The organism is Aquitalea pelogenes (genome assembly GCF_041914625.1).
Lineage (GTDB): Bacteria > Pseudomonadota > Gammaproteobacteria > Burkholderiales > Chromobacteriaceae > Aquitalea > Aquitalea pelogenes.
In genome coordinates, this window is the sequence record NZ_JAYSDA010000004.1 from 140384 (window position 1) to 153593 (window position 13210).

The following is a 13210-nucleotide window of genomic DNA, read 5'->3' on the forward strand; positions in this document are numbered from 1 at the left end:
ATCCCCCAGTCAGCAAGCGGGTACGTCACTGAATGGTTTTACAGATCCAGCACGATACGGCTGCCTTTGGCACGCGACACACAAATCAGCATGCTGTTTTGTGCCTGTTTTTCTTCTTCACTCAGGTATTGGTCGCGGTGCTCGGCCTCGCCTTCGACAATGCCCACTTCACAGGTGCCGCACACACCTTCGCGACACAGGCAATCCACCGCCACTGAACCATCCGACTCGATGGCTTGCAGGATGGTTTGTTCTGCCGCCACCGGGATTTCTCGCCCGGAACGGGCCAGCACCACGGTAAATGCCGCACCACCCGAAGTGCTGGCAGCAAACTGCTCCCAATGCAGGCGGGCGGGCGGAATGCCCTGCTCTGCTCCGGCCTGCTGCACGGCCTCAAGCAAGGACTGCGGCCCGCAGACATAGACGTGGTCCTGTTCACCCATTTGCGCCAGCAAGGCTGTGACATTGCACAGCTCGCCCCGGGAAGCATCATGAAAATGGCAGTGCGCGCCGTAACGCGCCGCCAGCTCGTCGACAAAGGCCGCCTGCTCGCGACTGCGAAAGGCATAGTGCAGTTCAAACGCTGCGCCGCTGGCCTGTAGCTCTTCCATCTGCGACATGAAGGGCGTAATGCCGATGCCTCCGGCAATCAGAATCTGCCGCCCCGGCGTGGCATGTAGCGGGAATAAATTGTTGGGTGGAGATATCTGCAAGATATCCCCTTCCGCCACATGTGCGTGCATGAAGGCCGAGCCACCACGCGAAGCTTCCTCGCGTCGCACGGCAATCTGGAATTGCTGCAGCTGAAAAGGCGAGCCAAGCAGCGAGTAGGCATTGTGGATAAGACCGCTGGCGGTGGGCATTTGCACAATGATGTGGCTGCCACCACTGAAGGCTGGCAGCGGGCCACCATCTGCGGCCTGCAGGGTAAAGCGTTTGATCAAGGGGCTGGCTTGTTCGATCCGCACCACGCGGACATTCATATTCGGGGACTGAAGGCTCATGTCGATTCATGCTTGGGGTTGACTGAGCCGCGCAGGCGCATGCCCATCCTGCAGGCCGGACAGCATTGGCCCCGGGCATGCACGTGCGATCGGCACAGCATTGGATTTTGCAATTTCACAGGGTTCATCACGGCAGCGGCGGCAACCGCCAGGCAGCACCGCCGCAGGTGGCATCAGTCCTGATGCTGGCGTGCCACCAAGTGATGGAAGTGGGCAATGCCATGCTCACTGATGCCGCTGCGCTGGCGGTCGGTCATGATGCGCCCCTGACCACGATAGCCACGCGACTTGAGCCCGCGCTGCACGCTTTCCACCAGCCGCAGGTCTTCCGGCCGGAACACCGAGCGATACCATTCCACCAGTGCCTGCTGCTCGGCAGTCAGTTCCTTGTTGCGGAAATAGATGTCGTAGTGTTGCAAGGTGGTTTCGGCATCCACCGGGAATTCATAAATCACCGTCATGAAGTCGGCTCCCGGCGGGACGTTGAACATGGTGCAAGGCCAGGCCCAGTAGCCGCTGAAACTGGGGTCCTTGACCGAAGCGTCGAACTTGAAAGACTTCTCGGAGGAGCGTGCCAGCCCGAATTGCAGTGACCAGTTGCCATGCAGGGTGTGCGTGTATTTGTCCACCTGTACAGAGTCGGCAAAGCCCGGATGGGCCGGTGCACAGTGGTAGCACTCCATATAGTTGTCGACGATGATTTTCCAGTTGGCTGGCGTTGCCGTGACGAAACGGGCAGCCAGATGCAACTGGTCGATCACCGGGCACGCCTTGCGCAGACTGTCGGCCAGGCCGGGCAATTGCTGCTCTACCGGACCAGCTGCAAGATCCATATTGATGAACACGAAACCGGCATACTCCTCCACTTTCAGCGGCGACAAAGTCGCCTTGTCCGCATCGAAATCGACCACGTTCTCGCAATTGCGGGCATGCCCCAGCTGACCGTCCAGCTTGAAGGTCCAGGCGTGATAGGGACAGGTAATCACGTTCTTGGCCCTGCCACTACCTTGCAGTAGCTGATGACCCCGATGCGGGCAGACATTATAAAAGCTGCGCAATACGCCATCCCGACCACGCACCACAATGATGTTTTCACCGGCCACCTCACGGGTGATGTAGTCGTTGGATTCTGCCAGTTCACTGCCATGCGCCACGCAAATCCAGCTATGGGCGAAAATCTTTTCCTTTTCGAACTGATAGACCTTGTCCGAGGTGTAATACTCGGCTGGCAGAGTCCAGGCGCGTTCGGGATCAGCACAGAAATCCGGGCTTAATGTGGTGTAGTCATTCATGGATGTTCTCCTCTGCTTGGGGTCGTCACAGGGCTGTGAATACCTGCCCTTTTCTTGTCCGGTCATGCCTTGCGGATCAGCATGGCAAACCCGGGGGATGGTGGCGCAGCGCCACATGGCAACGCGCTGCAACCCATGTCATGTCTGTCCATGCCATGTCTGGTCAGCAAGCATGCAGGTGATGGCGGCTGACAATGCGCGGACCATGCGGGCGGTCTCCGGCCCCTGCTGCCAGAAGCGCAGGCAACCATGCAGCAGGCCACGGCCCAGGTGGCACTGCGCCGCAACACCACTGGCCTGCAGGCGCCGGACGTAGAGCACGCCATCGTCACGAAGCGGGTCGTATTCCGCCACTGCTACAAAGGCGGGGGGCATGCCTTGCAGGTTGGCCGCTGCCAGCGGTGTCAGACGGGGGTCGGCATGTGTGGCCGGATCCGGTGCGTATTGCGCCAGGTAGTAGGCCATGTCATCACGGCCAAGCAGCGGTGCATCAGCATGTTCGCTTGCTGCTGGCTCAGTCGGTACGGCCGCCAGTGCAGGATAAATCAGTGCCTGTCCGCACAGCGCCGGCCCTTGCCGGTCACGCGCCTTCAGGCATAACGCCGCCGCCAGATTGCCACCGGCACTATCCCCGGCCACGACAACACGAGCGGGGTTGATACCCAGTGCCAGGCCATCCACGCTCAACCAGTCCCACACGGCCAGACAGTCGTCGAAAGCGGCCGGAAAGACATGCTCGGGTGCCAGGCGGTAGTCCACCACCAGCACGCTTGCAGCACATTCCTGTGCCAGCAATGCTGCGATAAAGGCGTGTGAATCCAGACCGCCCAGTATCCAGCCACCGCCATGCAGGTACAGCACACAGGGCCAGCCGGCTGACGGTGTGGCTGTAGCTGGCCGGTACAAGCGCAACGGGATATGCCGTCCATCCACCGACAGAACATGGTCTTCAAGCTGCACGCCATCCGGCAGCGGCGGCGTGAAATGCCGGCACAGGGCGTCGTAAGCCACACGCATCTGCGCCAGGCTGTCATCGGCGGGTTGAAACCGGGCACTCTGGTTTACAAATGACTGCATTTCTGCTGAAAGCTGATAAGCACGCGCCATGGCCACACTCATGAACCGGACTGCTGGCTGGCCACCTCAGGAGGAGGCTGTTCGCCTATCCGATGTGCCGGAACATCGCCGTAATCTTCACGCAGCCACTTGAGCAGGCCATACACCTTGACCAGGGTGATGATGGCAAAGGGAATGGCCGTCACAATCACCGTGGTCTTCATGGTATTGAGTGGTGCCTTGGCAAAAATCATGGCCAGCGGCACCAGGGTGAGCATGACGCACCAGAACAAGCGATCGACAGGGGACGGGTCTTCGCCTTCAGCAAGATTGCGGGTACAGGTAGCGGAAACGGCATAACCTACCGCATCCATGTGTGCAGCCAGAAAGATCGCCATCACGACCAGGAAAAATGCGATCACCACACGGCCAGCCGGCAACAACGCCAGCAACTGTGCAATGGCCGATTCCCCTCCCTGATCCTGCAATACCTGCGGCACCGCCACCAGGCCTGTGATGAAGCTGTGCACGCTATAGCTTTCCAGCACGCCGTAAACAAACCAGATACCGGCACAGCCACCCAACATCATGGCCAGCAACACCTCACGGATGGTTCGGCCACGGGATACCCGGGTAACAAACAAGGCTACGCCCGGCGCATAGGAAATCCACCACAGCCAGTAAAATACGGTCCACTCACGGGTAAACTTGCCGTCGCCCAAGGGGTCGGTAAACAAGCTCATGTCGATAAAGCTGCTGAGCATCAGGCCAAGGCTGGACAACACATTACTGGTAATGAAATGGGTAGGCCCCAGCAGATACACATAAGCGGCCAGCGCCAGCACGCCCCAGCACACCATCTGGCTAAGACGCTTCATGCCACCATCCATGCCCACCCAGGAGGACAGGGTGAACAGCACCGCAACCGACAGAATCACCACCAGCTGCGTGACAAAATTGTCCGGGATGCCGGTAAGGGTGGATAGCAGACGGGTAAAGGTGGTGGCAGTCAGTACCAGGGAAATGGTCAATGCACCAAACATGCACAGCATGAACAGCAAATCCACCAGGCGGCCCAAGGCACCATCAGGCTTGCGACCGGTAATGCTGCCGACAATGGCTGCCAGGCTCAGTCCCTTGTTCTTGCGCACATGAAAGTAGTAGCACATGGCTACCGAGCCCACGGCATACATCGCCCAGGCACTCAGGCCGGAATGAAACAGGGAATACGCCACACTGTATTTCAGCGCTTGCGGTGACGCCGGGGGCAGGTTCAGGCCAGGGGTCTGGTAGTAATACGCCCAGTCCAGAAAGCCCCAGTACAAGGCCGACGAACCCATGCCGGACATGATGAACATGAAAATCCACGACAAGGTGGAATAGTCGGGCCCGCCCTCCCCCAGCCGGATCAGCCCGTACTTGCTCATCCCCAGCCAGATGACAAACAGGACCGAACAAAAGGCAAACAACAGGATGGGCGAGGCAAACACCGTGGTACACCAGTACATCAACCGGTCTGCAACTGCGATGGATGCCTGCGGCATGAGGATCATGACAATCACCATCGCACACACAATCACTAGGCTGACCAGAGCCAGCGGTATATCCCGACGGTTTGGTTTGCTCATGTTCATGATGCCTCCTGCCAGTGCAATCCTTCCGGCAGCAGTACTTGCCCGCTGCCATCAGCCGTAATGACTGCAATCCTGTAAGCCTTCATCCCACCCTCCTCTGTTCTTTCGCCGTAATGCAAGGTGACACCGAGCGCTAGCATGGCGGAAAAGCAAGCCGGGATAATTGGCAGCTCTGTGCATACAGAAGACACGAAACATGAAGGATTTGCTGCAGCTGGAAGATTTGCGTGTTTTTTGCCTGGTGGTACGCAAGGGCGGATTTACTGCGGCAGCCGAAGCCATGGCGGCCTCACCGGCCTATGTCAGCAAGCGCATCCGCGTGCTGGAACAAAACCTGGGTTGTCGCCTGATCAACCGCACCACCCGGCGCATAGCCCTGACAGAACAAGGAGAACGCATCCACGGCTGGGCCGGAAAGATACTGCAGGATGTAGAACAGATGAGCGTGGAGATTGGCACCGCCCAACAGCAGCCGCGCGGCATTATCCGTATCAGTAGCAGCTTCGGCTTTGGCAGGGTTCACCTGGCACCGGCACTGGGCGAGCTGGCACGACATTACCCGGAGCTGAGCATACGGCTGGAACTGGCTGATTGCCTGATCGACCTGGCACAAGAAGGCATTGATCTGGACATCCGGGTGGGCAACGAAATTGCTCCGCAACTGCTGGCCCGCAAACTGGTGGAGAACCGGCGCATCCTGTGTGCCTCACCTGACTATCTGGCGCGACACGGCAGCCCGAGCGGGCTGGAAGCACTGATGCAGCACAACTGCCTGGTGATCAAGGAAAGGGATCATCCCTTCGGGGTATGGCGGCTGACTGGCCCGCACGGCGAGCACAGCATCCGCGTGCAAGGTGCCCTGGCCGCCAACCATGGAGAGGTGGTGCACCAATGGGCCTTGCAAGGGCACGGCATCATGCTGCGTTCGCTATGGGACGTGGCAGGCGAACTGGAACGGGGTGAACTGGTGCAGGTGTTACCCGACTACTACCTGCAGGCAGACATCTGGGCGGTGTATCCGGACAAGCTGGCCAACTCGGCCAAGCTGCGGGTGTGTGTGGAATTCTTCCAGCACTATTTCGGGCAGGGCAAGCTGGCCTGACGACAACCAGCCATGCCCGATGGGGAGCAGCACTACTTGGGCTTGCGCAAGCTGGGCGGGGTATGCCCGGCAGGAGTGTCCGCGTCTTGCTCTTCGTCATCATCCGCATAAGGCTGCGGTTTGACGCCGGGCAAATCAACCGGTGGCGGGGCCTTGGACAGACGTGCCAGCGAGCCGATGGTGGACATCACCAGTGCCACGATGACAAACAGCCAGAACCAGGTGGAGTGCAGAATATCCATGGCCTCTTCCTTCAGGGGTTCACTTGCCACCGTCCGGCAGGCATCCGGCCAGTGGCAAGCAAAGGTCAGCCGCGACGCAGCACACGCGCTGCATCCAGCGCAAAGTAAGTCAGAATGCCATCGGCCCCGGCACGCTTGAAGGCCATCAGGCTCTCCATCATGCACTTTTCCTGGTCCAGCCAGCCGTTCTGGAATGCGGCCTTCAGCATCGCGTACTCACCGGATACCTGGTAAGCGTAGGTTGGCACGCGGAAGGTGTCTTTCACGCGGCGAATCACGTCCAGATACGGCATGCCCGGCTTGATCATCACCATGTCGGCACCCTCTTCCAGATCCATCGCCACTTCCTGGATGGCTTCGTCCAGATTGGCCGGATCCATCTGGTAGCTGTACTTGTCGGCCTTGCCCAGATTACCTGCCGAACCCACCGCATCGCGGAAGGGGCCGTAGAAAGCCGAAGCATACTTGGCCGAGTAAGCCAGGATCTTGGTGTGAATGAAACCGGCTTCTTCAAACGCATCGCGCAGCGCGCCAATGCGGCCATCCATCATGTCGGACGGGCCGAACACATCCACCCCGGCTTCGGCATGGCACAGGCCCTGACGAATCAGTACTTCGGTGGTTTCGTCGTTCAGGACATAGCCGCTGTCATCAATCAGGCCATCCTGACCATGTACGGTATACGGGTCCAGCGCACCGTCGGTCATCACCCCCAGCTCGGGAAAGCGCTGCTTGAGTGCGCGCACCACGGTCGGCACCAGGCCATCCGGGTTGTAAGCCTCCTGCGCCGCATTGTCCTTGCCGGTTTCAATCACCGGAAACAGCGACAGCATCGGAATACCCAGCTCCACCGCCTGTTCGGCGGTATACAGCAGCTTGTCCAGACTTTGCCGTACCACCCCCGGCATCGACGCCACGGCCTGTTCACGGTTCTCACCTTCCAGCACGAATACCGGGTAGATCAGATCATTGGTGGTGAGCACGTTTTCACGCATCAGGCGACGAGAGAAATCATCCTTGCGCATGCGACGCATGCGGGTGGCCGGGAAATAGCGGTTGGCAAAAATCATGGTGTTTCCATCACAAGGGACAATGGCGATGGGCGGAATTGTACGCCTGTTGCTGCGGACTGGCAGCGCCATTCGCCATTTTGCCGTTGGCACTGGCGGGTATCCGTCCGCAACAAGGGCTACCGTCCCATTTCCGTCTGGCTGATCGAACCTCGCAGAATAACCATGCATAAAAATCATATCAATCATTCTGCGGACTCATGGCAAGCCGTAATATTTGTTGTGCAAAAGCTGCATTTTTCATGAAAAAACTGTCCGATTTGCCAAAATGCAACAGAGAAAAACCACGATGAAACAGATGTTTCAATCGTGTATCAATGATTGGAAACAAATATTTGCGGCCGGATGAAACTTCACAACATATTTTTAACAATATGTTTTTTAAAGGTTTTTACAAGAAAAAACATTGCAAAATAGACACAACAGCCCGCCAGCAAGAACGGGCACCCCGCTGCTTTGTTAATAAATGTTCGTTGACGCCCTCTCAGCCGTTTCGCACACTCAGCCCCGTCGGTGAAATCAAGTTTTTACATGGCTTGACCAGAACCGCAGCCAGCCTGCCAACAGATCAGGCGGACACAGAAATTACTATTAAAGGATTTAGAGGAATGAAAAAACTCGTACTCGCTGCCGCCATTGCTGCAGCCATGCCGGTATTGGCTCATGCCGACGTCACCATCTACGGTTCAATCCGTGCTGGCCTGGACAGCATGAAGAGCACCGACACCAGCTTCAAGTCGAGCACTGGTGTGGACGACTTCGCCAGCCGTATCGGCTTCAAGGGTAACGAAGACCTGGGCAATGGCCTGAAAGCCATCTGGCAGGTTGAAACCGGCATGAACGTGGATGGCGTTGCCACCAGCGGTACCGGTGCCGGCACCTTCGCCAACCGCACCAGCTTTGTTGGTGTTGAGGGCAACTTCGGTAAGCTGCGTCTGGGTTATATCGACGACGTGCTGGCCGAAACCGAGTCCACCGACAACCTGTACGGCCCGCGTCGCGATGCGAGCACCGGCATTGCCTTCCCGCTGTACGAAGGTACGGATGTATTCGGTGCCTACGGTGATGGCCGCGTGAAAAACGGCGTGCGCTACGACAGCCCGGACCTGAACGGCTTCAATGCCATGGTTCAGCTTGGCTCCGGCGAAGCTCAGGTATCCGGTGGCAAGAAAACCGGCAACACCCTGGGTACCCGTCTGGCCTACGCCAATTCCGGTTTCTTCGGTGCTTACGCCTACATGGCCAAGTACAACACCGTGGCAGACCACAACAGCGGCATTCACCGCGTTGAATTCGGCTACGACGCCAACAATCTGTACCTGGCAGCCACCCTGCAGCGCAGCAGCCTGTGGGGCAATGCCTGGGCAACCAATAGCGATGGCAGCCAGGCCGTTGCCGGCATCGCCAATACCACCGTTGCCAACACCGGTGCCAACAAGCTGACCAGCAATGTCTGGGCCGTGAATGTTGCCTACACCATTGGTGCCTTCAAACCGTCCTTCGTCTACTCCAAGCGTAGCAGCGTCAAGGTTGACGGCCAATCGCAGGACTGGGGTGCTACGCAATGGGCTGCTGCTCTGGATTACAGCCTGAGCAAGCGCACCATGGTTGAAGCCGGTTACGGTCAGGTGAAGGAAGACAAGGGCGCGCAAACCGCAATGGGCTGGGCTCAGGACAAGGCCACCATTACCTGGGTGATGCTGAAGCACAACTTCTAAGCACTACCCACTGGCTGGTTCCTTTGAAGAAAGTCATTTGCCACCGCACTGCCGCGGTGGCCTTTTTCATTCCGGTCGAATAATGCAAAGCCAATAAAAAACGGAGCCCGCAGGCTCCGTCTGTTTTTCCATCATTGGCAGCACTTATTCGAAGAAATCGCGCAGCTTGTCCATGAAGGATTTGGAACGCGGATTGTGAGTCGCCACATCGCCCTGGCTGATGGCATCGAACTCGCGCAGCAGCTCCTTCTGACGCTCGGTCAGCTTGACCGGGGTTTCCACCACCACATGGCAGTGCAGATCGCCATAATCGGTGCCACGTACCGCTTTCACACCCTTGCCACGCAGACGGTATACCCGGCCGCTTTGCGTTTCGGCGGCAATCTTCACCTTGGCCATGCCATCGAGCGTGGGAATCTCGATTTCGCCGCCCAGCGCTGCCGTGGCAAAGGAAATCGGCATCTCGCAGTGCAGGTCCATGCCGTCACGCTGGAACACCGCGTGCTGCTTGATGTGGGTCACCACATACAAGTCACCGGACGGGCCACCGTTCTGACCAGGCTCGCCTTCGCCGGACAGACGAATGCGGTCGCCCTCGTCCACGCCAGCCGGAATCTTCACGTTCAGCGTCTTGTTGGTCTTCTTCTGACCCGCGCCATGGCAGCTGGTGCAAGGGTCGGTAATCTGCTTGCCGGTACCATGGCAGGTCGGGCAGGTTTGCTGGATGGAGAAGAAGCCCTGGCTCATGCGTACCTGACCATGACCACCGCAGGTGGAGCAGGTCTTGGGCTGGGTGCCCGGCTTGGCACCGGTGCCATGGCATACTTCGCAGTCTTCATGCGAAGGAATGCGGATCTGCTTTTCGCAGCCGCGGGCGGCTTCTTCCAGCGTGATGTCCAGGTTGTAGCGCAGGTCTGCGCCACGATAGACATTGGAACGACCACCACCAGCGCCACCACGGCCGCCGCCGAAGATGTCGCTGAAAATATCGGCAAAATCGCCAAAACCACCAAAGCCGGCACCACCACCACCCGCACCGGCCTGCGGGTCTACCCCGGCATGGCCGAACTGGTCGTAGGCACTGCGCTTCTGGCTGTCAGAGAGGATTTCATACGCCTCTTTGACTTCCTTGAACTTTTCTTCGGCTTCCTTGCTGTCCGGATTGCGGTCCGGGTGATACTTCATCGCCAGCTTGCGGTAAGCCTTTTTGATGTCGTCCTCGGAAGCATCGCGATTGACGCCGAGTACATCATAAAAATCTCTTTTGGACATGGTGTTTCACTCTCTGGCCGTAACCAACCGGTACGGCAGGCAATGATCTTCTTAACATGGCAAAGGCACAGAGGCCGGTGGAGCAGTCTCCGCCATTCCCTGTGCCTCGTTCAATCAGCAAGCCGCGGGCTTACTTCTTGTCTTTTACTTCTTCGAACTCGGCATCCACCACGTCGCCTTCGTCCTTGGCCTTGCCGGCATCGGCAGCACCCTGACCAGCTTCAGCCTGCTGTGCCTGGGCATACATGATTTCACCCAGTTTCTGGCTGGCCTTGGCCAGTTCTTCGGTCTTGGCTTCGATGACAGCCTTGTCTTCGCCCTTCACCACTTCTTCAGCGGCTTTGACAGCGTCTTCGATCTTGGCCTTTTCAGCAGCGTCGATCTTGTCGCCATGCTCGGACAGGGACTTCTTCACGCTGTGGATCAGGCCTTCAGCCTGGTTACGCGCGGTCACCAGTTCGTGCAGCTTCTTGTCTTCCTCGGCATTGGCTTCGGCATCCTTCACCATGCGCTGGATTTCCTCTTCCGACAGACCGGAAGAAGCCTGGATGGTGATGTTGGCCTGCTTGCCGCTGGCCTTGTCCTTGGCCGATACGTGCAGGATACCGTTGGCGTCGATGTTGAATTCCACTTCGATCTGCGGAATGCCACGCGGAGCCGGCGGAATGTCACCCAGGTTGAACTGACCCAGGCTCTTGTTGGCCGCAGCCTTTTCACGCTCGCCTTGCAGCACGTGGATGGTCACCGCAGTCTGGTTGTCATCCGCAGTGGAGAAGGTTTGCGAAGCCTTGGTCGGAATGGTGGTGTTCTTCTGGATCAGCTTGGTCATCACGCCACCCAGGGTTTCGATACCCAGCGACAGCGGAGTCACGTCCAGCAGCAGCACGTCCTTGCGATCGCCGGACAGTACCGAACCTTGAATGGCAGCACCAACGGCCACGGCTTCGTCCGGGTTCACGTCCTTGCGCGGTTCCTTGCCAAAGAATTCCTTCACCGCATCCTGTACCTTCGGCATACGGGTCTGGCCACCTACCAGAATCACGTCGGTGATGTCGGACAGGGATACACCAGCATCCTTCAGCGCAACACGGCACGGCTCGATGGAGCGGGTGATCAGGTCGTCAACCAGGCTTTCGAACTTGGCGCGGGTAATCTTCATCGCCAGGTGCTTCGGACCGGTGGCATCCATGGTGATGTACGGCAGGTTCACTTCGGTCTGGGTGGCGCTGGACAGCTCGATCTTGGCCTTTTCAGCAGCTTCCTTCAGACGTTGCAGAGCCATTACGTCGTTCTTCAGATTCACGCCCTGTTCGCGCTGGAACTCGGTCACGATGTAATCGATGATGCGCTGGTCGAAGTCTTCACCGCCGAGGAAGGTGTCACCGTTGGTGGACAGCACTTCAAACTGGTGCTCGCCGTCAACATCGGCGATTTCGATGATGGACACGTCGAACGTACCACCACCCAGGTCATATACGGCGATCTTGCGGTCACCCTCCTGCTTGGCCAGGCCAAAAGCCAGCGCAGCAGCGGTCGGTTCGTTAATGATGCGCTTTACTTCCAGACCGGCAATACGGCCGGCATCCTTGGTGGCCTGACGCTGGCTGTCGTTGAAGTAAGCCGGTACGGTAATTACCGCTTCGGTCACTTCTTCACCCAGGTAGTCTTCGGCAGCCTTCTTCATCTTGCGCAGTACTTCTGCGGAGATTTGCGGCGGAGCCAGTTCCTGGTCACGTACCTTCACCCAGGCGTCGCCATTGGAGGCCTTCATGATCTGGAAAGGCATCAGGTCGATGTCTTTTTGTACTTCCTTGTCTTCGAAGCGGCGACCGATCAGGCGCTTGGCTGCGTACAGGGTGTTCTTCGGGTTGGTGACTGCCTGACGCTTGGCCGGTGCACCCACCAGAATTTCGCCATCTTCCATGTAAGCAATGATGGAAGGCGTGGTGCGAGCACCTTCGGCGTTTTCAATCACTTTCGGGTTGCCACCTTCAACTACGGCTACGCAGGAGTTGGTCGTACCCAGGTCAATACCAATGATTTTGCCCATCTTCTATTCCTTTATATCTGAATTCGTTGCGACTACGGCCAGCAAGCTGATAGCCGAGGCCTGTTGCGTTCATAGGTATTGGCTATGTGGTCTTTTTCAAGAGCCGGCCAAGAACCTTTTTATGGTTTTCGTGTCAGCCTTTGGCTTTGGCCACGATCACCATGGCCGGACGCAGCGTGCGCTCAGCCAGTTGATAACCTTTTTGCAGCACCCGTAACACCGTATTGGCTTCGGCGTCGGACTCTTCCGCGCTCATCGCCTGGTGTTGGTGCGGATCCAGCTTGTCTCCCACCGCCGGGCTGATTTCCTTGATTTGTGCCTTGTCAAAGGCAGCCACCAGCTGCTTGAGCGTCATGTCCACGCCCATCTTCAGGGTGTCGATCTGACCGCTTTGGTCCAGCAGCGCCATTTCCAGGTAGTCCTTTACCGGAACCAGTTCCTGGGCAAACTTGTTGATGGCGTATTTCTGGGTGTTCAGCAGTTCTTCGGCATTGCGGCGACGCAGGTTTTCCTGGTCTGCACGGCTGCGCAGCAGTTGATCCTGCAGATCGGCCACCTGGGCTTCCAGTTCGGCAATGCGCTGTTCCACGGTTTGCTCTGTTTGCTGTTCGCTTGCAGCGGCGTTGTTCACGTCTTCAACGACGGCTTCGTTGTTCGTGTTGTTCTGGTTTTCCTGCATGGCAAGACCTCAAAAAAGTCGGCTTTTAACAATGTCCCGACCTCAGATAAGGTCTATCGCGAGGAATTCAAGTCTTTTGTCTTGCCCCCCG

The 13210-nt window shown here is 57.9% G+C and carries 11 protein-coding genes; 2 read left to right on the forward strand and 9 right to left on the reverse strand.

The features are described from left to right. Positions 1 to 38: 38 nt before the first annotated feature. The 4 genes from ACE3SE_RS05140 to ACE3SE_RS05155 form a co-directional block, all read right to left on the reverse strand. Complete coding sequence (locus ACE3SE_RS05140; protein WP_374554137.1) at positions 39 to 1004, reverse strand: PDR/VanB family oxidoreductase; 966 nt, start codon at positions 1002 to 1004, stop codon at positions 39 to 41. A 173-nt stretch (positions 1005 to 1177) separates the two neighbouring features. Further along, entirely contained in the window at positions 1178 to 2296 is a 1119-nt protein-coding gene (locus tag ACE3SE_RS05145; protein WP_374554138.1) for an aromatic ring-hydroxylating oxygenase subunit alpha, read from the reverse strand. Positions 2297 to 2434: 138 nt separating this feature from the next. Next, positions 2435 to 3373 (reverse strand): alpha/beta hydrolase, encoded by a 939-nt coding sequence (locus ACE3SE_RS05150; protein WP_374554139.1) that lies wholly within the window; start codon positions 3371 to 3373, stop codon positions 2435 to 2437. Between the two features lie 38 nt (positions 3374 to 3411). Further along, entirely contained in the window at positions 3412 to 4980 is a 1569-nt protein-coding gene (locus tag ACE3SE_RS05155) for a BCCT family transporter (RefSeq protein ID WP_374554140.1), read from the reverse strand. Positions 4981 to 5182: 202 nt separating this feature from the next. Between ACE3SE_RS05155 and ACE3SE_RS05160 the strand changes: the two genes are divergently transcribed. Further along, positions 5183 to 6088, forward strand: a complete 906-nt coding sequence (locus tag ACE3SE_RS05160) for a LysR substrate-binding domain-containing protein (protein WP_374554141.1) — start codon at positions 5183 to 5185, stop codon at positions 6086 to 6088. Positions 6089 to 6120: 32 nt separating this feature from the next. Here the strand turns inward: ACE3SE_RS05160 and ACE3SE_RS05165 are convergent, their stop codons facing one another. Beyond that, positions 6121 to 6330, reverse strand: coding sequence for a hypothetical protein (locus tag ACE3SE_RS05165; RefSeq protein ID WP_045847565.1), 210 nt, complete (start codon positions 6328 to 6330; stop codon positions 6121 to 6123). A gap of 65 nt (positions 6331 to 6395) precedes the next feature. Continuing rightward, complete coding sequence (hemB, locus tag ACE3SE_RS05170; RefSeq protein ID WP_374554142.1) at positions 6396 to 7400, reverse strand: porphobilinogen synthase; 1005 nt, start codon at positions 7398 to 7400, stop codon at positions 6396 to 6398. A gap of 608 nt (positions 7401 to 8008) precedes the next feature. On the opposite strand from hemB, the gene ACE3SE_RS05175 reads away from it, so the two are divergent. After that, positions 8009 to 9118 (forward strand): porin, encoded by a 1110-nt coding sequence (locus ACE3SE_RS05175; protein WP_374554143.1) that lies wholly within the window; start codon positions 8009 to 8011, stop codon positions 9116 to 9118. 144 nt (positions 9119 to 9262) lie between these two features. Here ACE3SE_RS05175 and dnaJ read toward each other — a convergent pair whose 3' ends face one another. The 3 genes from dnaJ to grpE form a co-directional block, all read right to left on the reverse strand. Beyond that, a complete protein-coding gene (gene dnaJ / locus ACE3SE_RS05180) occupies positions 9263 to 10390 on the reverse strand; it encodes a molecular chaperone DnaJ (RefSeq protein WP_062787550.1) in 1128 nt (375 codons plus the stop codon). 130 nt (positions 10391 to 10520) lie between these two features. Further along, entirely contained in the window at positions 10521 to 12440 is a 1920-nt protein-coding gene (dnaK, locus tag ACE3SE_RS05185; protein WP_131358320.1) for a molecular chaperone DnaK, read from the reverse strand. A 133-nt stretch (positions 12441 to 12573) separates the two neighbouring features. Next, complete coding sequence (gene grpE / locus ACE3SE_RS05190) at positions 12574 to 13119, reverse strand: nucleotide exchange factor GrpE (protein ID WP_045847569.1); 546 nt, start codon at positions 13117 to 13119, stop codon at positions 12574 to 12576. Positions 13120 to 13210 lie beyond the last annotated feature (91 nt).